This window comes from Collinsella aerofaciens (assembly GCF_028209395.1).
GTDB lineage: Bacteria > Actinomycetota > Coriobacteriia > Coriobacteriales > Coriobacteriaceae > Collinsella > Collinsella aerofaciens_AZ.
Genome location: NZ_JAQLDQ010000001.1, coordinates 56,678 through 77,402, shown reverse-complemented (window position 1 = coordinate 77,402; position 20,725 = coordinate 56,678). Strand labels below are relative to the sequence as shown.

The 20,725-nt window shown below is 58.3% G+C and carries 19 protein-coding genes and 6 tRNA genes; 2 read left to right on the top strand and 23 right to left on the bottom strand.

The annotated features are described in order from the left end of the window. Positions 1–73: 73 nt before the first annotated feature. The 9 genes from PMW67_RS00350 to PMW67_RS00310 form a co-directional block, all read right to left on the bottom strand. Positions 74–574 carry a GNAT family N-acetyltransferase gene (locus tag PMW67_RS00350; protein ID WP_271738470.1) on the bottom strand — a complete coding sequence of 167 codons (501 nt, stop codon included), beginning with the start codon at positions 572–574 and terminating at the stop codon, positions 74–76. 39 nt (positions 575–613) lie between these two features. Next, positions 614–1,264 (bottom strand): tyrosine-protein phosphatase, encoded by a 651-nt coding sequence (locus PMW67_RS00345; RefSeq protein WP_022094060.1) that lies wholly within the window; start codon positions 1,262–1,264, stop codon positions 614–616. A gap of 17 nt (positions 1,265–1,281) precedes the next feature. Then, positions 1,282–2,019: a CpsD/CapB family tyrosine-protein kinase gene (locus PMW67_RS00340; RefSeq protein ID WP_055309657.1), complete on the bottom strand. Its 738-nt coding sequence runs from the start codon at positions 2,017–2,019 to the stop codon at positions 1,282–1,284. A 2-nt stretch (positions 2,020–2,021) separates the two neighbouring features. Beyond that, positions 2,022–2,678, bottom strand: a complete 657-nt coding sequence (locus PMW67_RS00335) for a YveK family protein (protein WP_117770434.1) — start codon at positions 2,676–2,678, stop codon at positions 2,022–2,024. A gap of 195 nt (positions 2,679–2,873) precedes the next feature. After that, the gene (locus PMW67_RS00330; protein WP_138339718.1) at positions 2,874–4,298 is read right to left on the bottom strand and encodes a sensor histidine kinase; all 1,425 of its coding nucleotides are present in this window, start codon (positions 4,296–4,298) and stop codon (positions 2,874–2,876) included. A gap of 3 nt (positions 4,299–4,301) precedes the next feature. Next, complete coding sequence (locus PMW67_RS00325; RefSeq protein ID WP_271738469.1) at positions 4,302–5,030, bottom strand: response regulator transcription factor; 729 nt, start codon at positions 5,028–5,030, stop codon at positions 4,302–4,304. A gap of 64 nt (positions 5,031–5,094) precedes the next feature. Next, a complete protein-coding gene (pstB, locus tag PMW67_RS00320) occupies positions 5,095–5,970 on the bottom strand; it encodes a phosphate ABC transporter ATP-binding protein PstB (protein ID WP_271738468.1) in 876 nt (291 codons plus the stop codon). A 103-nt stretch (positions 5,971–6,073) separates the two neighbouring features. Further along, positions 6,074–7,312 (bottom strand): sensor histidine kinase, encoded by a 1,239-nt coding sequence (locus PMW67_RS00315; RefSeq protein ID WP_118256229.1) that lies wholly within the window; start codon positions 7,310–7,312, stop codon positions 6,074–6,076. A gap of 25 nt (positions 7,313–7,337) precedes the next feature. Beyond that, the gene (locus PMW67_RS00310; protein ID WP_271738467.1) at positions 7,338–8,033 is read right to left on the bottom strand and encodes a response regulator transcription factor; all 696 of its coding nucleotides are present in this window, start codon (positions 8,031–8,033) and stop codon (positions 7,338–7,340) included. Positions 8,034–8,230: 197 nt separating this feature from the next. Between PMW67_RS00310 and PMW67_RS00305 the strand changes: the two genes are divergently transcribed. Then, positions 8,231–9,571 carry a D-alanyl-D-alanine carboxypeptidase family protein gene (locus PMW67_RS00305; RefSeq protein ID WP_253056745.1) on the top strand — a complete coding sequence of 447 codons (1,341 nt, stop codon included), beginning with the start codon at positions 8,231–8,233 and terminating at the stop codon, positions 9,569–9,571. Between the two features lie 320 nt (positions 9,572–9,891). Here PMW67_RS00305 and PMW67_RS00300 read toward each other — a convergent pair. The 8 genes from PMW67_RS00300 to serS all read right to left on the bottom strand — a co-directional run bounded on the left by PMW67_RS00300 (position 9,892) and on the right by serS (position 15,759). Continuing rightward, positions 9,892–9,982, bottom strand: a tRNA-Ser gene (locus PMW67_RS00300). A 92-nt stretch (positions 9,983–10,074) separates the two neighbouring features. Then, positions 10,075–12,516: a tetratricopeptide repeat protein gene (locus PMW67_RS00295; RefSeq protein WP_271738466.1), complete on the bottom strand. Its 2,442-nt coding sequence runs from the start codon at positions 12,514–12,516 to the stop codon at positions 10,075–10,077. Positions 12,517–12,869: 353 nt separating this feature from the next. Further along, a tRNA-Arg gene (locus PMW67_RS00290) sits at positions 12,870–12,946 on the bottom strand. 159 nt (positions 12,947–13,105) lie between these two features. After that, positions 13,106–13,182, bottom strand: a tRNA-Arg gene (locus tag PMW67_RS00285). Between the two features lie 159 nt (positions 13,183–13,341). Then, a tRNA-Arg gene (locus PMW67_RS00280) sits at positions 13,342–13,418 on the bottom strand. A 354-nt stretch (positions 13,419–13,772) separates the two neighbouring features. Further along, a tRNA-Arg gene (locus tag PMW67_RS00275) sits at positions 13,773–13,849 on the bottom strand. A 77-nt stretch (positions 13,850–13,926) separates the two neighbouring features. Then, positions 13,927–14,304 (bottom strand): hypothetical protein, encoded by a 378-nt coding sequence (locus PMW67_RS00270; protein ID WP_117645937.1) that lies wholly within the window; start codon positions 14,302–14,304, stop codon positions 13,927–13,929. A gap of 171 nt (positions 14,305–14,475) precedes the next feature. Beyond that, on the bottom strand, positions 14,476–15,759 hold the full coding sequence (serS, locus tag PMW67_RS00265) for a serine--tRNA ligase (protein WP_253056749.1): 1,284 nt from the start codon (positions 15,757–15,759) through the stop codon (positions 14,476–14,478). A 111-nt stretch (positions 15,760–15,870) separates the two neighbouring features. On the opposite strand from serS, the gene PMW67_RS00260 reads away from it, so the two are divergent. After that, a complete protein-coding gene (locus PMW67_RS00260) occupies positions 15,871–16,044 on the top strand; it encodes a DUF6724 family protein (RefSeq protein WP_168170424.1) in 174 nt (57 codons plus the stop codon). 158 nt (positions 16,045–16,202) lie between these two features. On the opposite strand, the gene proC is transcribed toward PMW67_RS00260, so the two are convergent. The 6 genes from proC to rsmA form a co-directional block, all read right to left on the bottom strand. After that, the gene (proC, locus tag PMW67_RS00255) at positions 16,203–16,973 is read right to left on the bottom strand and encodes a pyrroline-5-carboxylate reductase (protein ID WP_089572672.1); all 771 of its coding nucleotides are present in this window, start codon (positions 16,971–16,973) and stop codon (positions 16,203–16,205) included. Positions 16,974–17,046: 73 nt separating this feature from the next. Beyond that, on the bottom strand, positions 17,047–17,517 hold the full coding sequence (rlmH, locus tag PMW67_RS00250; RefSeq protein WP_117563694.1) for a 23S rRNA (pseudouridine(1915)-N(3))-methyltransferase RlmH: 471 nt from the start codon (positions 17,515–17,517) through the stop codon (positions 17,047–17,049). Between the two features lie 6 nt (positions 17,518–17,523). Continuing rightward, positions 17,524–18,462: an SPFH domain-containing protein gene (locus PMW67_RS00245; RefSeq protein WP_161145121.1), complete on the bottom strand. Its 939-nt coding sequence runs from the start codon at positions 18,460–18,462 to the stop codon at positions 17,524–17,526. A 306-nt stretch (positions 18,463–18,768) separates the two neighbouring features. Continuing rightward, positions 18,769–18,855 (bottom strand) — tRNA-Leu (locus PMW67_RS00240). 43 nt (positions 18,856–18,898) lie between these two features. Further along, a complete protein-coding gene (locus tag PMW67_RS00235) occupies positions 18,899–19,816 on the bottom strand; it encodes a TatD family hydrolase (RefSeq protein ID WP_271738465.1) in 918 nt (305 codons plus the stop codon). After that, on the bottom strand, positions 19,806–20,666 hold the full coding sequence (gene rsmA, locus PMW67_RS00230) for a 16S rRNA (adenine(1518)-N(6)/adenine(1519)-N(6))-dimethyltransferase RsmA (protein ID WP_118226168.1): 861 nt from the start codon (positions 20,664–20,666) through the stop codon (positions 19,806–19,808). Before rsmA ends, PMW67_RS00235 begins: the two co-directional genes overlap by 11 nt. Positions 20,667–20,725 lie beyond the last annotated feature (59 nt).

Sequence of the window (20,725 nt, the reverse complement as noted above, 5' to 3'; positions counted from 1 at the left end):
ACTGTATGTCCGAGCGCTCCGATGCGCCAATTGCCAAGGAGCGTCCCCAAGTGCCGGCAGAAAAGGAACGTCCCTATCTGCCATCTACGCGCTTGGCCATCCAGACATGGGGCTGGCCCTCGTCTTCGTAATCTACCGGGGCAATTTGCGTGTAGCCCGCCTTTGCATAGAGCGGCAGCACGTATTCCTGCGCATGCAGCTTAATAAGCTTAGCGCCGGCATCGCGTGCACACGAAGCACTGGCCTCGACGATCGTACCCGCCAGTCCGCGACGACGCATAGCCGGCAGCACGGCGACGCGCCCCATAATGTAGGTCTCCCCCGCCGCAACGCCTTCGTCCATGTCGCACGCCGGCGACACCGGAGCCTCTGCGTCAGCCGCGCGCTCAAGCTCTTCGGGAAACACGCGCGAGCAACCGGCAAGCTCGCCGTCTACATAGAGCGTCACATGAATGCAGTTCGGATCCTCGTCGATAGCGTCGAACTCATTCTCGTAGCCCTGCTCGTCCATAAAAATGACGCGGCGCACCAACGCCGCGTCATCAAAGCATCCCGTCTTAAGTTGGATATCCATGGCTGCCCTTTCATTCAATGCGAACGTTAGGGACAGATTTTAGCGAAAATGAGCTCCGCGCACGCTAAACTTCGCGCGAGCCTTCGCCAGGCAATCGTAATGACCCACGTTATGGGCATCGCTCGCGATGAAGCTGTACAGGTTCTGATCGAACAGGCGCTGTGCCGGCTTTTTCTCGCGACCAAAGCGACCGCCGGCAATAAAGTCCGCCGAAGCCTGCAGCTTGCAGCCCATATCGACCAGGCGCTCCGCCACGCTTACATCCTTTTGAACCGCACGATAGCGCTCAGGATGAGCGATGATCACCTGGTAGCCACGGCACTGCAAATCGTAAATCGTGTTCTCGTACTCTCTAAACGCATACGCATCGGCATGCGTCGAAAGCTCGAGCAGAAACTCGTTGGTCCCATCGAAATGCAAGTGCTCCGCGGCATCGATACCAAGCTCAACGAGCTTTCGATGGTTGACCTCGAAGCCCATCTGGAGCGGAAAACCGTCAGCGTTATCGCGCAGCAGCTCAAAGGCATCCCACATCTTGTCGTAATCAAAATAGGGATCACGGCAGTGAGGAGTGCAAACAATTCTGGTTACACCAGCCCGCTTGGCAGCCTCGAGCATCGCCAAGCTCTCATCGAGATCGGCGGCGCCGTCGTCTACACCCGGCAAGATATGGCAATGAATGTCACGCATAGGTCAGCCTTAATCAACTAAACGTTTGCTCGGTTGGTGAAGATGCCCTTTTTGGAAGTCCCCTGATCGTCGGAGCCCTTCTTCACCTTCTTACCGTCCTTGGTGTAGTAGGAGTAGTAGTACTCGCTGGTCTCGGTCTCGCAGTAGTTCATAACGGTACCGATGAGCTTGACCTTCTCGGACTTTTTTAGCTGACCGATGGCGTTGAGCGCCTCCTCGCGCTTGGTGAAATCCTCACGCACCACGAACAGCGTGCCGTCGGTCAGGCTGGCAATCTCGGCAGCATCGATGAAGGTGCCGACCGGGGGAGCATCAAAGATGACGTACTGGAACTTGGCGGACAGCGCCTTTACCAGCTTGGCAAAGCGGTGAGAGACGATGATGTCGGCAGGATTGGGAATATGCGGCTCGGCATCGAGGAAGTAGAAGTTCTTCTGACCCGTCTCGACAATTGCCTGGTCAATGGAGATCTGCTCGGAAAGGACCGCATAGAGTCCGCCGCGCGAACGAACGCCGAGCATATCGGAAAGGGACCTGCGGCGCATATCGGCCTCGACCAGAAGCACGGACTTGCCGCTCGTGGCGATTGCCTGAGCAAGGTTAATGGAAACCGTAGACTTGCCCTCGTTGGGAATCGAGGAGGTAACGGTGATGGTGCGAATGGGGTCGTCCACGCTCGCAAAGCGGATGTTGGCCAGAAGGGTCTTGGCGGCATTCTGTACAACGAGTTTATCGGTGTTCTTTGCCTTAGCCATGCCTATTTACCACCTTTCATAGCCGGAATTCGGCCAACAACGGGAATGCCCAGGAGCTCTTCTGCCTCTTCGGCACCGCGGATGCGGGTGTTGAGCATGTCTGCCAAAACGACATAGGCAACTGCGATAAAGATGCCCGCGAGGAACGCGACAGCAACGTACAGCATACGCTTGGGACCGCTGGGGGCTTCGGGGGTCTTAGCCTCGTCGATAACGTTGATGCTCTGGGCAGCGCCGACGTTCTGAGCGACCGTACTCACCGAGCTGGCCATGGCCTTTGCGACCTTAGCCGTCTCCTTGGCATCGGTGCCGGTAACCGAAAGCGTAATGACACGCGTGGTGGTCTCGGAGGAAACAGACACCTTGTAGTCATCCAGATCGGTGAGGCCCAGTTCATTGGCTGCGCCGCTCTTAACGCTATCACTATCCAGCAGCGTGGCGATATCGTTGGAAAGCATCTGACTCGCCGAGAGATCGTTGTAGCTCATCTGACCGCTATCGTCGGTCTTGGCGAGAATGTACATGCTCGTCGTCGCGGTATAGGTGTTGTCCATCGCAACGAAGGACACGATGCCCATGGCGATCGCGCAGACCACCGGAAGGGTGATGACCAGCTTGAGGTGCTTCTTCAGCAGCTGGAACAGTTCGAGAAGGGTCATGCAGCTTGCCTTTCATTTCCCCAGTTCGGATTGACAAAACTGTCCGTATGTTATCGCATCTTTTTACCGAGACCAAACTCTATACATAAGAAACAGGCTCTCCTGTAAAAATGTCGGAAGCAATCGTAAAATTGCACAACAACGCCGCACCCGAAAGTCAAATGCGGCGTCTGCATCAATACCTATGTTGTATCGCTATGCGAATGGCTCGTCCTGCTGTATGGGAAACGTCACCGTAATGGTGGTTCCCACGCCCAACTCGCTCGACAGATCGAGCGTGGCGTGATGATACAGGGCCGCATGCTTGACAATGGCAAGCCCCAGACCGGTTCCGCCGCGCGCCTTGGACCTACTCTTGTCCACGCGATAGAACCGCTCAAATACCTTGCCCTGTTCTTCAGGCGCGATACCGATTCCCGTGTCGGCGACCGCAAGGAACGGATGGCCTTCGTCGTTGGTGCCGCACTGCAGCGTAACCGTACCGCCGGGTCGATTGTAGCGGATGGCGTTGCTTGCCAGATTATAGATGAGCTCGTCAATCAAGCGCGACACGCCCTCGATGACCACAGGCTTGGTCTCATGACTTATCGTCACATTCGCCTGACGGGCGACCTGTTCAAGACGCTGCTCAACCGCATAGACGGCGCGCGAGAGCTCAATAGGCTCCGTGGACCCAATGGGCACCGTCTCGCCCTCAGTTGCACGCTCGGCCTCGTCCAAGTTAGACAGCGTAAGGATGTCGTTGACGAGCGCTGCCAAGCGGCCCGCCTCACGATAGATGCGACCGCCAAAGTTGCGCAGGTCGTCCTCGCCCTCGACCATGCCGTTTGCGATGAGCTCGGCATAGCCCGAAATCGCCGTAAGCGGCGTCTTGAGCTCATGAGTGATATTCGCCGTGAACTCGCGGCGCATACGGTCGTTGTCCGCTAGCACCGCCATTTGGCGCTTGAGCTCCTGGCGCTGCGACTCGATACGCTCAAGCATGGGGACCATCTCGGCATAGGCGTGCTCATAGCTACGGCGTGGGTGGTCCAAATCCACCTCTTGCAAAGGCGCGATGATGGCACGGGACTCGCGGCGCGCCATAAAAAACGAGAGTACCGCACCCGCTGCCGCGATAAGCAGCATCGGCGCCACCATCGACAGCAAAATCGCCGCAACGCCAGGCTGGGCCTGTGCCAAGCGGACAACCTGGCCGTTATCAAGGGCGACGGCGCGATACAGCATAATCTCGTCGAGCGTAGAGCTTGCGCGCTCCGCGGAACCCGAACCATTCTCAAAGGCCTCGATGACCTCGGGGCGATCGCCGTGGTTGGGCAATGTGGAAGGCGACGCCTCGTTGTCGTAGGCAACCGATCCATCCTTGTTAATCAGCGTGATGCGCAAGTCCTCGCGATCGAGGCTACGCAAGAACGGGATGGGCTCCTGCTGCTCGTCGAGGGCGGCAGCAATGAGCTCGGTTTCCTGCGCCAGATTGGCACTCGTGGCATCCGCCAAGGTGTTTTGCACAAAGAACGCACCCAGCACCGTAAACGCCACGATAACCGCCATGGCGCAGACAAAGATCGTCACAAAAACGCGGTGCGACAGCGTATGTTTTCCATGGGGGGCGAAGACCACGGGCTACTCCTCCGATGCGGCAGCTACGGGATCTGCGTCTTCGCTTCCGTCGTCGGCAGAAGGCTCGGCCAGGCGATAGCCCACGCCGCGCACCGTCTCGATGGCGCCGGCATGCTCGCCCAGTTTTTGGCGAAGCGTCTGCACGTGCACGTCAACGGTGCGCGAACCGCCGTCGAAGTCCCAGCCCCACACGCTCTGCAGCAACGACTCGCGGGAAAAGACCACGCCGGGCTTGCGCATGAGGTACTCGAGCAAGTCGAACTCGCGCAGGGTGAGCTTAAGCGGCTCGCCGGCAACGGTCACCTCGCGATGACTGGGCGAGAGCACGATGTCGCCCACGCTAAGCACATCACTCGCCTGCTTGACCATGCCGCCGCGACGCAGCAGTGCGCGGCAGCGGCTGGCGAGCTCCATGAGCGAAAACGGCTTAGTCAGGTAATCGTCGGCACCGCCATCGAGCGCCATCACCTTGTCGAGCTCGGTATCCTTGGCGGTAAGCATCATGATGGGCACCGTCGCCGTCAGGCGATCGGCACGCAGTCGACGCATAATCGCCAAGCCATCGGTATCGGGCAGCATGATGTCGAGCAGGACGGCATCGGGTACCCGTCGCGCCACAGCAGCCTTAAACTCACCGTCGCACGAAAAGCCTTCGGCCTCGATTCCCTGCTTGCGCAGCGCATAGACCGTCAAATCCCTGATGCTGTCATCGTCCTCGACGTAATAGATCATGTTGAACCCCTTTGCGGCCGGCATGACCGCATCTTAACCCTAAAGGTACCTTTACTAGATGGTATCAGCCAAAACGCCCCGTCAAATAATCCGCCGTGCGCGGATCGGTCGGATTCTTGAAGAGTTGCGCGGTGGGCGCGTGCTCCACCAGCTCACCCAGCAAAAAGAATGCGACCGAATCGGAGATACGCGCCGCCTGCTGCATATTGTGCGTAACGACCACGAGCGTGCAGGTCTCTTTGAGCTCGCAGGCCAGCTGCTCCACCACCAGCGTCGACACAGGGTCGAGTGCCGAGGTCGGCTCGTCCATCAGCAGAATGTCGGGCTGCACGGCAAGTGCGCGGGCGATGCACAGACGCTGCTGCTGGCCGCCCGAAAGACCCAGACCCGACTCTTTGAGCTTGTCCTTGACCTCGTCCCACAGGGCAGCGCGACGCAGGGAGTCCTCGACCAGCTCATCGAGCACGGCGCGGTCGCGCACTCCCATACCGCGAGGACCGTAGGCGACGTTGTCGTAGATGCTCATGGGAAATGGGTTGGGGCGTTGGAACACCATGCCCACGCGCTGGCGCAAACGGCAGATGTCGCAATCGCCCAGGATATCTTGACCATCGAGCGCAATCTTGCCCTCGATGCGGCAATCCTTGATGCCGTCGTTCATGCGGTTAAAGCAGCGCAGCAACGTGGACTTTCCGCAGCCCGAAGGCCCGATGAACGAAGTGATCTGCTTGTCGCGGATCTTGATATTCACGTCCTTGAGCGCATGGTGATCGCCATAGAACAGGTCGAGGCCCTCGACGTCGATGCGCGTCGGCGAGGCGGCAAGGTCCTGCGCCGTTGGGCGCGTCGCGTCTCCGACTTCGCGCTCGTGCGCAGCCTCGGCTCGCGCCTCCATTAGCTCCTCGAGCTCCGTGGGCTCCATAGCCACACCAGCCGTCATACCGCATACCTCCACGTCGATATCAATTCAGCAGTATCGATAGTAGAAACCGCGGCTCATACGTACGTGAGCGCATTGTCAGGTGTTTGTAAGGGCGCCTACGCTACGCGGCGGGCAGCTCGATGGTAAAAACGGTATGCTCGGGCGTCGATTCGCACGCGATGGTGCCGCCATGCGCGCATACAATCTCCTTGGCGATGGCGAGACCCAGCCCAGCGCCGCCGCGATTGGTCGCACGCGCCGCATCCAGGCGATAGAACTTCTCAAAGATCACCTTGAGCTTTGGCTCAGGGATCGGATCGCCCTGGTTTATAAATCGTACGCGCACGCCGCCGTTACCCAAACGTCTGGCCTCAATCGTGATCATCGAGCCTTCATAGCTATAGGCAACGGCGTTTTTCATGATGTTGTTGAATACGCGAGCCATCTTGTCGCCGTCCACGAGCACCGTCAGATCCTCGCAGATATCAACCTGGGCTTCTTTATGCTGTTCGTTGAGAATGGGATAGAACTCGTCGGCCACCTGTGCCAGTAAGAGCCCCAAATCGACGTAGCTGCGGGTGAGCACGATATCGTGGAAATCAAAGCGCGTGATGTCGAAGAACTCCTCGATGAGCGCATCGAGCCGGTGGGCCTTGTCGAGTGCCACGCCCGTAAAACGTGTGCGCTGCTCAAGCGGCAAATCGGGGGCCTCCTGCAAGAGCGAAAGGTAGCCCACCACGCTGGCGAGCGGCGTGCGCAGGTCGTGCGCCAGGTACGTCACCAGGTCATCTTTGCGGTGGGATTCGTCACGCAGGGCTTGTTGAACCCTACGCTCGCAATCGCGCGCCCGGTTGAGCGCGCCCTCGACCTCGAGGAAGTCGCCGTCAATGTTGTCCCATGTGTCGGGGTTATCGATCAGACGGTCCTGAATGCGGGCGGCAATCACGCGGTCGGCGTGCAGCTCGCCCTGCTCGTAACCCTGGTAGTACAGGGCGCGTCCGCAGAAGAACAGGACGCACACGGCAAGCGCCAGCACAAATCCAAGCATGTTGAACACAAAGCCGGCGTCAAAGAATACGGGCTCGCCAATACCGCCAAGCGCCATGGACCCGATCGCCAACGTAATTGTCCACGCGGCGCCGCCGATCACCACACAGCGGCGAACGATTTCGAATCGATCAATCAGCAAAAAGCCAATGAGTAGAACTGCCAGGATGCCAACGATATTGTCGATGCCGATGAGCAGCAGACTCAGCAAAAAGAGCAGCACCGTCGCTAACGCACGGTTGTCAACGACCGCCCTTACGTATTCAAAGAGTCGATCGGGTACCTCGAATGCCCGCCTATCGTCTTTTGTCATATCTACTCCCCCGCCATCAAAGGCGTTATTCGATTATGTAGCCGACGCCCCAGACGTTTTTGATAAAGCGCGGCTTTTGAGCGTCGTCGCCGATCTTTTCGCGCAGATGGCGAATGTGCACCATAACCGTATTGTTGGAGCCGGGCATAAAGTCCTCGTTCCACACCGCGCGGAACAGGTCCTCCACGGCTACCACGCTGCCGCGATGCTCAACCAGATACAGCAAGATGGAATACTCGATGGGCGTGAGGCGCACCGGCGCACCGTCCACCGTCACAGAGCGGGCGTCGCGGTTGATCTCGAGGCCGTCGAGCTGGATGATCGGCGACTCGGCCGCCTGTGCGCGGCTGCCGTAGCTGGTATAACGACGAAGCTGAGCGTGCACGCGCGCGATGAGCTCCAGCGGACGGAACGGCTTGACCACATAATCGTCTGCGCCAAGCGAGAGCCCCTCGATCTTATCCTGCTGGGCATCGCGTGCCGTCAGCATGATCACGGGATAGGTATGGCTGGAACGGATCGTACGCAGCAACTCAAGCCCATCGATATCAGGCAGCATGACATCCAGCAGCGCCAGATCAAACTCCTGCTCCAGAATCGCCTTGGCCGCATCGGCCCCGCTGTAGGCAATCTGGACATCAAAGCCCTCTTTTGTAAGGTAGATACCAACCAGGTCGGCGATGGCTTTCTCGTCATCAACTACCAAAATGCGCTCGTTCATGCGTGCTCCTCTCGCGCTCCATTATGCCCGAGGCGGCGCGTGCCACACACAACAAGCGCGGGCGATTAAGTCGACCTTAAGCACCAATGTGTCCGTTCGGGCGCGGATGTGGGCCACGCACGCACGCGATGATCGCCGACACCGGCAAACGATATACTCTAGTTCCAGAAGAGACCATCCCGTCGAAAGCGAAATCTGTGAAGTCCCTCACCTCTTTTGCAAAGCGCTCAGCCCAGCTTGCCGCCGGCTTTGTCTGCGCTATCGCCCTTGCCGCTGGCGTGCCCACCGTCGCCGGCGCCCAAGTGCTCACGACCGACAATGTCTGCGGCAAAACCGCCGATGCGCGCGGCATCACGGCCGATAATCTGCCCGATATCGATGCGGCCAATGCGCTCGTCATGGGCAAAGACGGCACCATCTACTACGGGCGCGGCGCCGATGAGCAGGTCAAAATCGCCTCGATCACCAAGGTCATGACCGCAATCCTAACCGTCGAGAATTGCAAGATGGACGAGAAGGTCACGGTGAGCAACGCCGCAGCCACCGTGGGTAATTCGACCGCCGGCTTGCTCGAAGGCGACGAGCTTACCGTGGAGCAGGCACTGCGCGGCCTGATGATTCCCTCGGGCAACGACGCCGCCGTCGTGCTCGCCGAATATGTGGGCAAGAAGATCGACCCTAAGACCAAAGACGCCGAGGCAACCTTTGTGAAGGCCATGAACGAGCGCGCTAAGAAGCTCGGCTGCACCGGTACGCTTTTTGAAAACCCGCATGGTCTGGACTTTGATGAGTGGGCTGGCGATATGCACTCAACCGCACACGACGTAGCGCTGATGATGCAGGAGGCCATGAAAAACGACACGATCCGCGAGGTCGTAGCGAGCGAGGATTCCTGGATCGAGGTCACGGGCGCCGACGGCACCGACCATTCGCATTCCATGGACACGCATAACTATTTGCTGGGCCAAGATGGCAACATCGGTGGCAAGACCGGCACCACCGACGACGCGGGCTATTGCTTTACGAGCGCCTACAACCGCGACGGCGACGAGATCTACACCGTCGTTTTGAACTCCACCACCACCGACCAGCGCTTTACCGATACCGCAACCCTTGCCAATTGGTACTACGGTCACAAGGTGACGGTCGCAATCGCCAACACACAGGAAAAGACCGCCAACGGCAACCCGCTTATGGCGCGCATTGGTCAAACCGACTGGACGGATAAGACGATCGACGCCACACTCGCCGATCCCACGGCGCAAGCGACCGTGTTTTCCCTTGCCGGCGAGGTGACCGAAAAGGTTAGCTACGACGATCTTTCGGGCACGGTGCATGTGGGCGACAAGGTGGGCAGCGTCACGCTCAAGCAGGACGGCACCAAGATCGCCGTCATGGACCTAGTTGCCGACGAGGAAGGCGCAGGGCCGAATCCCATTGAATGGCTACTCGTGAAGCTCGATCGCTTGGGCCGTCGCATCGACAACCGCCCACTCACGGCAGAAAGCGAGACCGTCGCCAAGGCGCCCGAGGTGTAGGGCGCAAGAATAATAAGTCCACTGAAAGGAGGCGTCCGAAAGGATGCCTCCTTTTTTGAGGTTCGAATCCCCAGCCGCCATTCTTGATAATAAAAAGGGCCCCAAATGGGACCCTTCTTCAAATTCGTACTGGCGGAGAGCTGGGGATGTCCGGGCATGCTGCGCATGCCCTCCGGCTTCAAAGCCTGGCGGCTTTTCGCCCACGGGCTACAAACGCTTTCGCGTTTGCTTAACGCCCGTGCCCTCTCGGGTTCGAATCCCCAGCCAACGTTCTTCGCACAAAAAAGGACCCCTTTCGGAGTCCTTCTTTCAAGTCATACTGGCGGAGAGCTGGGGATTCGAACCCCAGATGCCCTTTTGGGGCATACTCGCTTAGCAGGCGAGCACCTTCGGCCTCTCGGTCAGCTCTCCGTAACAGCCGTTCTATAGTAACCAAACAGCCAAGGATGAGCAAGAGGAAATTTTCTAATTGCCTAGCAGCCTTTCCTCCTTGAAAGCTTCGCCTACCCCAGCGAGCGGTTGAGAGAGCCGAGCTCGTCGTTGCCCATGGTGCGCCACATTTGGAAGATGCAACCGCGTGCCAGGAAAAAGAAGCCGTTGTCGACCAGTTGCACAGCGGCATCGGCAAGCTGATTCGTCACGGCGGACACCGGCGGCAGCTCGAGTCCAGCCTTGCGGATGGTTTCAACCGCATCCTCGAACGTCGGCGGCTCATTGACACCCATCTCGTTCCTAAGGCCCTGCATTTCCTCCAGCGCGTTGCTACCTGACTCCTCGCCGCGCGGCACGAGGCGGTAGCACGCCAACGCGAGCTCGAGCTGATCGCAATTCCAATAGGCAAACGCCAAGCGATAGAACAGGTAGCCGATTGCAGAACGATCGCTGGCAATACGTAGGCCGTGGCGCGCCACCTCGATAATCTCGTCAAAGCGCTCCAGACGCGCAAGCACGTTGATGAGCGCAAAGTGCGACTGCATGGACGAGCGCGCCAGATCGTAAAGATGGCGCACCTCGGGCAGTGCTCGTTCAAAGTCCTCTTGCTCGGCGTAAAAGCTGCAGATCTCGTGCTGGGCAAAGTACAGCGCATCGGGCGCACGAAGGATTCGCACAGAGCGGTCTTCTTCCAACACCGGTAGCACCATGCGCACCAGCTGGTTATCGCAAAACTGCGTTTGAACCGGACCTGTCGCCAAAAGCTCGGCGACGGCGCACTTGGCCTCCAACTCCTCGACAAGACGGGAAAAGCCTTCAAAAGCACCTGTACGGTCGACTTTTGCCTGCTCGCGCAATTCAACAACACGGGCCACGTATGGGTCGTCGTCCTCTTCCATGACCTCCAGCTCGTCAGCCGTATCGGCAAGCAGCAGATCGCGCAGCGCCGGCGGCAGCATGCGATGGTCATCACGCGGACGAGCATGAACCTCCGCCGGCTCAATCGTCTCCGGAGCGGTTGACTCATACGCCTCAAGCACACGCTTGCACGGCATATCGTCCATGTCCATGCTCTCAAGATCCTTGGCGACAGGCACGCAATCGGCCAGATAGGCCGCACGCCCAAAGAAATACGTTGCGACAACGCACTCGCCCTGCTCACTGTCGGGAGCAGCAATCTGCACATAGCAGCGCGTGATGCAGGTGCCCGCGGCAAAACACGCTGCCGCAAGCGTGAGCGCCACGCGCGCATCGTGCTCCGCGGCCCAGATCGTGCGCGTGTCCTCGTCCAGCTCGTGCCAGGCGTCATCTTGAGCGTCGTATTCACGTTGCGGCATGGCATCAACGACAGACTGCCCAAACCGAACGAGCATAATCCCCTCGGCAACGTTTGCCCGATAGGTATAGTCGAGCCGCGTGACCACGTTAAGCGCCTCGACAATACGCGCGAAGCGGGTACGCACATCCCACTCACCGCCCGGCTGGCAAGCCACCGTACCCGGTTCGCCCCACGGGTTATCGCTCGAGGCCGTATCGAGCAGTCGAGGAACATCGTTGGTCGTCTTAGCGATATGCCACGCATCAAAGAGCGCGCAGCCCTCAAGGCTCGGCGACGAGGCCGCGGGGACCAATCCAGCCCCGATGCGCTCAAGGATGCCGGAGAGGCGGTTGAGACGGCACTCGATGGCAAGCAGCATGTCAATCTCGTCCTGGTCCAGCAGGCTACGATCAAAATTGAGATAGAAAAGCTTTGAACGATCAATGCGAGCCAGGCTCATCTCGGACTTGGCAGCGATGGTGCGCAGGCGGGGCAAGTCAATTTCACTCATAAGGGCAGCGGCATAGCGCTCGATACCGCTCGGATTCTCGGCATGGTCAACGCGGTAAAGCAGCGTCTCGATAGCATCAGGGAGCGGTGCCGTGTTAAAGCCCAAAAACACCTCGACCGGCTCGGGCAACTTTACGAGCTTGATCTTGTCGATAACATTTTGCATACCCTCGTCGAGTCCGCCGGCGTCCGCCGTGCTCGCAATGGCATTTTCGGAGTCAGCGAATATCACGTAGCGCAGGAACATCGATGCCATGAACTCGCCGTAAGGAAGGGAGCGGGTCGAATTCCATGTCTCGTGGTCGGACTGCTCGCGCATGGGGCCTTCGGGAGAGCCGACGGTTCGCGCGCACGCGCGCATCGTGCCGTTGGCTCCCCGAACCACAATATCACCAATACCGGAGTCCGACTCGTCAAGGACCAGTTCCATGTCGGGATCGTTGGGCAGCGGAGCCTCGCTGACGGGGCGGTCCACCTTGTACACCTCACCCGAAACGCTTACGTAGCCCAAAAGCGACACATGACTTTTGCCAACAAATTCGACGACATAACAAGATTCATGCTGATCCTCGCCAAAGAGTTTCCAGACTACGCCATATGAGCGTCCCGCAGGCTGCTCGGGCATCGCCGGAAAGCGCTTCTTGGGATCGAGAAACCTGAGCTTGTATGTCGGACGCTCTGCCACGAAATATCACCCTGATCGGTCGCTTGAAGAAGGAGTGGTCGCGAATAAGTCGCGACATCTACTCGGAATCTTACACGAGTCGACAGGAAATCGTCCCTTTGGACGAAAGCACTCAAGCTGACGCAAAAGAAAAGCCCCCGTTGCCGGGAGCTTTAATCTCAAATGGTGCGGCGTATAGGATTCCGCGCATCCGCTGCGCGGATCCGCACCGGCTTCGCCCGCCTGCCGGCGTGCTCGCCCGCGGGCTAAAAACGCTTCGCGTTTTCTTTACGCCCGCGCCTCGACCGAGGTTCGAATCAATGCGGTGTTTACGTAAAAGAAAAGCCCCCGTTGCCGGGAGCTTTAATCTCAAATGGTGCGGCGTATAGGATTCGAACCTATGACGTTCTGATTCGTAGTCAGACCCTCTATCCAGCTGAGGTAACGCCGCGACTTGTTGATTATTATGCACATGGACTGAATAATGGTCAAGCATTTTTTCAAAAAAAGTTATCGAATTTGATTTTTAATCATTTGGAGGGCTTGGCGCGATCTTCGACGCATCGCGATATAAGAAAAGCCTCCGTTACCGGAGGCTTTAAAGTTCAGTTGGTGCGGCGTATAGGATTCGAACCTATGACGTTCTGATTCGTAGTCAGACCCTCTATCCAGCTGAGGTAACGCCGCGACTTGTTGATTATTATGCACATGGACTGAATAATGGTCAAGCATTTTTTCAAAAAAAGTTATCGAATTTGATTTTTAATCATTTGGAGGGCTTGGCGCGATCTTCGACGCATCGCGATATAAGAAAAGCCTCCGTTACCGGAGGCTTTAAAGTTCAGTTGGTGCGGCGTATAGGATTCGAACCTATGACGTTCTGATTCGTAGTCAGACCCTCTATCCAGCTGAGGTAACGCCGCAACGCACGGATTATTATGCACGCGAGCCCCCGATGGGTCAAGCGACAATTAGAAAAAATTTTACGGAGTGATAATTAAGTTGTTCGTGCCTCGACCGAGGTTCGAATCCATGCGGTGTTGCCATAAAAGAAAAGCCCCCGTTGCCGGAGGATTCAAGTTCAATTGGTGCGGCGTATAGGATTCCGCGCATCCGCTCCGCGGATCCGCGCCGGCTTCGCCCGCCTGCCGGCGGACTCGCCCGCGGGCTAAAAACGCTCCGCGTTTTCTTGACGCCCGCGCCTCGACCGAGGTTCGAATCCATGCGGCGTCCGCCTAAAAGAAAAGCCCCCGTTGCCGGAGGCTTTCAATTTCAATTGGTGCGGCGTATAGGATTCGAACCTATGACGTTCTGATTCGTAGTCAGACCCTCTATCCAGCTGAGGTAACGCCGCAGCGCAAGACATATAAAACCACTTTAGCTTATTGGAGTCAAGCACAATTTCAAACTTTTTTGTGGAACGCAGTCTTGTCATGCTGCTCCGCATATACCGCCATTCCCCGTACGATCGATTGGCTTTTCGATCACGTCAAACTTAGCATCAAGTTCCCTCAGGAGCGATCTCACCCGCTGGGCACAATCATAATCGGCAAACGAGATGCTCAACATGCGAGCAACCTGATTAGATGTCTGGACCCCATAGAAATGCTCTAGGGCCACAAGCCCCTCGTGCGCCACAAACGTCTCAACCACATGAGGCGACTCCTCGTAGCACCATTGCGTCAACGGCCCCTCGCTCGTCTGTCGAACCACCAGGCCACCCATGCCAGACGGCTCACACGTCACAAGCAGGTACTCCCCGCCCTCGTCGCTCTCAAACAAAACCACCCGATCATCAAACAGCTCCATCGCGTCCCCTTTCTCTCGCTCTTATTTAGCAAAAGCATAGCAGGTAGATGGCTGTATACAGAACAGTTGTTCGTGTGTTTTCTATTGAGCTGTCCGCACGGCATGGTATGGCCGCACACAAAAAGGGCACCCCAAAAAGGAGTGCCCTAGCAAATCGCTTATGCAGCCAATCTACGCGACCGGCTCGATCTTCTCGAGGCCGCCCATGTAGGGACGCAGAACCTCGGGGATCGTAATGGTGCCGTCAGCGTTCTGGTAGTTCTCCAGAATGGCTGCCATGGTACGGCCAGCCGGCAGACCGGAACCGTTGAGGGTGTGCAGATAGCGCGAACCCTTGAAGTTCTCGGGGTCGCGATACTTGATGTTGGCGCGACGGGCCTGGAAGTCACCGCAGTTGGAGCAGGAGCTGATCTCCTTGTAGGCGTTGTAGCTCGGCAGCCAGACCTCGACGTCGTAGGTCTGACGGGCAGAGAAGCCCAGGTCGCCGGTGCACAGGCTAATCACGCGATACGGAAGACCCAGCTGCTGCAGCAGGAACTCGGCCTCGGCGGTCATGCTCTCGAGCTCCTCGTCGGACTCCTCCGGCTTGGCAAACTTTACCATCTCGACCTTGTCGAACTCGTGCTGGCGAATGATGCCGCGGGTATCGCGACCAGCGGAGCCGGCCTCCTCGCGGAAGCAGGGGGTGAAGGCGGTGTAGCGGCGCGGCAGGGTATCGGCGTCGAGGACCTCACCGGCGTGCAGGTTGGTGAGCACGACCTCGGCGGTGGGGATCAGGAAGTTGTCGCCCGAGACGTGATAGGCGTCGTCCTCGAACTTGGGCAGCTGGCCCGTGCCGAACATGGTCTGACGCTTGACGACGATGGGCGGCCACCACTCCTTAAAACCACGGCTGGTGTGCGTATCGAGGAAGAAGTTGATGAGGGCGCGCTCAAGACGGGCGCCGGCGCCACCGAGAACGGTGAAGCGGCTGCCGGAGAGCTTGTTGCCGCGCTCGAAGTCAAGGATGTCGAGGTCGGTGCCCAGATCCCAGTGCGGCTTAAAGTCGAAGTCGAACTCGCGCGGGGTGCCCCAACGACGGCGTTCGATGTTCTCGTCCTCGTCCTTGCCGTACGGCGTGGCCTCGCAAGGAATGTTGGGCAGGTGAGCCATGAAGTCGTACTGCTCCTGCTCGAGGGCGTTGCGGCGCTCGGCCAGACCGTCAATTTTCTCGTTGACGGCGCGCACGGCCTCTTTGGCGGCCTCGGCCTCGTCCTTCTTGCCCTCCTTCATCAGGGCGCCGATCTTCTTGGACTCGGCATTGCGCGTGGCTTGAAGTTCCTCGACCTCGGTGATGACGGCACGACGCTCGTCGTCGAGCTCAAAGAACTTCTCGCGATCCCAAGACGTCTGGCGGTTAGCCATGGCGACATCGATGGCATCGGGGTTCTCGCGAACAAACTTGATATCAAGCATTAGATCCTCCGGCGATATACATTCCATTTAGGTTGCAACCTTGTACATGTATGGGCAAGTATATACTTATGAGCGTTTACGACCCAACTCAACTACGCAAGAAGGCACCCAATGGACGCAGTTTTTTCCTTTTTGTTTGGCACCCGCACCGGTTTTGCCATCCTTTTCGCCGGCGGCATCCTGCTGTTTGCGATTATTGCCTTTGTAATGGAGAAGCGCACCCATAAGATGTATGTCGACCGCGGCCCCAAGTCCGAGGACGAAGAAGACAGCTTCTGGGACTAACCTGCCAAAAAGGGACAGGTTTATTTTGGTCGGTTTTATCTGGGCAAACGCAAGTGCCTCGCAACTGGAATTGAGCCAGTTGCGGGGCACTTTTCGCTAAAAGGACAAAACCGCAGGAAAAACCTGCCAACATAAACCTGTCCCTTTTTTGGTCGGTTTTACTGGAGGGTTGCGTCGATTGCCTTGACCAGGGCGCTGCGCATGCCGGCGTCCTCGAGCGCAACGACGCCCTTGATGGTGGCACCACCGGGCGAGCATACGGCATCCTTCATCGCCGCAGGATGCTGGCCAGTTGCAAGCTGCAGCTTTGCCGTACCCAGCACCATCTGGCTCACAATGCGATAAGCATCCGCACGCGGGATACCGTGCTTGACCGCCGCATCGCCCAGGGCCTCGATTGCCATGGCGACAAACGCCGGAGCGCAACCACCCACCGTGCCGCCCACAAACAGCAGGCTTGTGTCGAGCTCGACGACAGCGCCAAGCTTACCGAGCAGGTCGAGCACCACAGCACGCTGCTCGTCGTTAAGCGTCGAAGCCTTCTCGCAGGCGATGACGCCCTCGCCCACCGAAACCGGCGTGTTGGGCACCGTCGAGATATGCGCGACGCCCGGCAGGACCTGCTCCCACTTGGCACTGTCCCAGGTCCAGGCAACCGACAGAACGACCTTTTTGGCAAGAGCGTCCTTGAGCGGGGCGAATACCTTCTCGATCATGTACGGTTTGACCGCAGCGACCACGATATCGGATGCGGCGACAACCTCGGCGGCATCGTGGCAGGCGACCATGCCGCGCGCCTCGCAGCGCTCAACCAGTGCGTCGTAGCGACCCGCGCAGGCGCACATGTCGCTCGCAGCTACACCGGCAGCGATCCAGCCATCGGCCATAGCGCTCGCCATATTGCCAAAACCGACAAATCCAATCTTCATATCTCATAGTCCTTTCAGACACATTCCTCAAAACGAAAGGTATTGTCCCACGCCATTGTTTCGTATTGCCGACCTATTTGTGATACGGCTCGCCGCGGCTAATCTTGCAGGCGCGGTAGATCTGCTCCAGCAGCACCACGCGCGCCAAGTTATGCGGCAAGGTAATACGTCCAAAGCTGAGCATCTCGTCGGCTCGTGCGCGCACGTCATCGCTCACGCCGTCCGAACCGCCGATTACAAAGGCAATGTCGCTGCTGCCTCGCAGCATAAGATCGTCGAGCCTCGCCGAAAACTCCTCGCTCGAGCGCTCCTTGCCCTCGATAGCCAGCAGGATCACATGCGCTCGAGATGGCAAGGCGGCAAGAATCGCCGCCCCCTCCTTGTCGCGCGCGGCATCCACGCCGCCCGCCTTAGCCGGGTCGATATCGGCCACCTCGCGGATATCAACCTTGGCATAGGCACCTAGGCGCTTGGTGTACTCAGCGCACGCGTCCTTCCAAAAGCGCTCCTTGAGCTTACCGACGCAAACGACGGTGTATTTCATGCGCGTCTACTCCTTCGAATCGTTTTGAACTTTGCTGGCGGTCAGCATCTGCTCGAACATCGAGGCCGACTGCGAAAAGTCGCTCGGCAGCACGACCGTCGAGGTTTTACCCGTGCGAGCGAACTCCGTCATCATCTCGGACCACTGCGTAAACATGAACAGTTGGTTGGCCTCGTCATTGCCGACACCCGTCTCTTGGATGATCTCGAGCGAATCTTTGATACCCAGCGCGATGGCCTTGCGCTGGTTGGCGATGCCCTCGCCCGCCTTTTCCATTGCCTCGGCCTCGGCGGTCGCCTCGGTGACGCGCTTGATGCGGTCGGCCTCAGCGAGCTCCTGTGCCGCAGCGCGCTTGCGCTGGGCAGCGTTGATGTCGTTCATGGAGTTCTCGACCTCGGTCGGCAGCGCGATTTTGGTGATGAGTGTCGACACGAGGGTGAAGCCGTAGGCAGCCATCTGCTCGGACACGGTGGCATTAACGTCCTTGGCGATGTCATCCTTCTTGGCAAAGACCTCATCGAGTGTGTAGACGGGAATCGAAGAGCGCAGAGCGTCGGTGATGAAGTCACGCATCTGGTCGACGGGCTCCTGCAGCATATAGTAGCTCTTGTAGATGCCCGAATCTGCCGGGCCGGCGCCCATGTCATAGCTCACGTGGTACTGAGCAGAGACCTCAAGGCCGATGGTCACGTTGTCCTGGGTCTTAACGTCGATGCCAAAACCGTTTTTCATGGTGCGCAGACTCACCGTGGCGGCCTTGCGGTCGATCACGGGCACCTTCATGTGGAAGCCCGCGTTGACGATGCGGTTAAACTTGCCCAGACGCTCAATGATCACGGCATGCTGTTGTTCAACGACATAGCAGGCGTTAGGAAGCAGCAGCAACAGGATGATGATGGGAATCAAAAGGCTGGTAAGGGCGGCGATGATACCGGACAACAGCATGGTCTCTCCTCTGATAGGCACACGTTGGCACTAGGATACCCGCACGAAGCAGCAACATGACATCAACAAGAGGCCCATAACAAAAAAGCTCCCATTGCTGGGAGCTCTTTCATTTAATGGTGCGGGCGAAAGGACGTCCGCGTATCCGCTTCGCGGATCCGCACCGGCTTCGGCCGCCTGCCGGCGTCCTCGCCAGCTCGCTAAAAACGCTCCGCGTTTTCTTTACGCTCGCTCCTTCACAGGTTCAAGTCCCTGTGATGGGCCCATAACAAAAAAGCTCCCATTGCTGGGAGCTCTTTAATTTAATGGTGCGGGCGAAAGGACTTGAACCTTCATGGGGTTGCCCCCATACGGACCTGAACCGTACGCGTCTGCCAATTCCGCCACGCCCGCGTGCAGGAATTAGAATAACGGAGCGCCACCGCGAACGCAAGAACTATTTTTGAAAAAGTTTGCAGGCATTTTCCCAAGCGGCATGCGCGATTGTTTCGGCGTCCTCACCAGTGCGATCGACACGGTCGTTAACCAGCGCGTTTGCCGTAATGGAGATCATTGCGGGCTCGCATTCAAGACCGCGGATGGGCTCCGGAGCCATATACGGGCAATCCGTCTCGAACAAAATTCGATCGAGTGGGGTTGCCGCAAATGCCTCGCGCACATCGTCGTTGCGCTTAAAGGTGGCCGCACCACCATAGGCGATATAGCAGCCCAGCTCCACAAAGCGCTCCATCGTGGCGCGGTCCTCGCCAAAACAGTGCAGCACACAACCGGCCTGGGGCACGCCCACCTCACGAAGCACGTTGTAGGCGTCCACGTGCGAGGTACGCTCCTGGTCCATGTCCTCGTGACGCAGATGCAGCTCCACCGGCACGTTACGACACACGGCAAGCTCGAGCTGGCGCGCCATGCAATCAATCTGCACGCTGTGGGGCGCCGGCGTGATGTCGTCGTCGTAATCCATGTGGTAGTCCAGACCGATTTCGCCAATACCGGCACACAAAGGGTCATCAAGCGCAGCAACAACCTGCGCGTGAATGTCGTCGGTATAGTCCGGCGCGCCATACGGATGCACGCCGGCAAGATACTTGATCTGCGGGATATCCTGCATCGGCAGAATTTCGCGCACGAGCCAGTCGCTATAGCCCGTCACGCTGCGCTTGTCGGCGATGGGATCGAAGACCGTCACCAACAGGTCGATGCCTGCCGCCTTGGCACGCACGAGTGTCTCGGGCACATCCTTGCCCCAGAACGAAAGCAGATGCGCATGTGTGTCGGCAAGCGGTGCCAAGGGCACGGGACAAGCAACCGTCTTCTTTTTCTTGGTAAACGTCACGCGTTCGGCATTAAGCGTCATGGGAAAGCTCCCGAGCCAGGCACACAAAGTCGGCGACGCCGAGCGTCTCGGCGCGCGTGGTGGGTGCGATACCGCAAGCCTCAAAGGCGGCATCGAGCACGTCCTTGGCAAAGCCGTTGGCGCTCATGGAATTGCGGATGGTCTTGCGACGCTGAGCAAATGCAGCGTCAATCACGCGGGCCACAAATTCGCGATCGAGTCCTTCGGGCACCACACCGTCAACACGGTCGATACGCACGACGGCCGAGTCCACGTGCGGCGCCGGCATAAAGCAACGCGGCGGCACCTCAAAGCGACCCGTCACCTGCGCATACAGGCCAAGCTTTGCCGTATAGCCGCCATAGGTCTTGTTGCCCGGCACTGCGGCAATGCGATCGGCAACCTCCTTTTGCACCATGACGACGGCGCGCTTGAGCGCCGGCATCGTCTGGAAAAATTGCAAAATGATCGTCGCCGCCACGTTATAAGGCAAGTTCGCGACAAATACCGTCGGCTCACCGCCCGCAGCCTGCTCAATCTGCTCCGGGCCCACCTTAAGCGCGTCGCCCATGATAAAGCGGAAGTTGGCATAGTCGGCGGCGTGGGCGTCGAGCACCGGTTCGAGCTCAGGATCGGCCTCAATGGACGTAACGCACGCCGCTTCCTGCAGCAACGCAAGTGTCAAAGTACCGCAACCCGGACCCACCTCGAGTACGCGCTCGTCACCTGCAAACTCGGCAAGCTCGCAGATACGCTCGATCACATGATTGTCGATTAGAAAGTTCTGGCCCAGGCGATGCTTGGTCGCAAGGCCAAACTCCTCCAGCAGCTCCCTTGTTGCCGTGGGGTTTGCCAAAGGCGAAGTTGTCATAGTTGCCTCCTTAGCATGATGGCGGCGTCTTGAAACGAAAGGGCATGGACCGTTGCGGC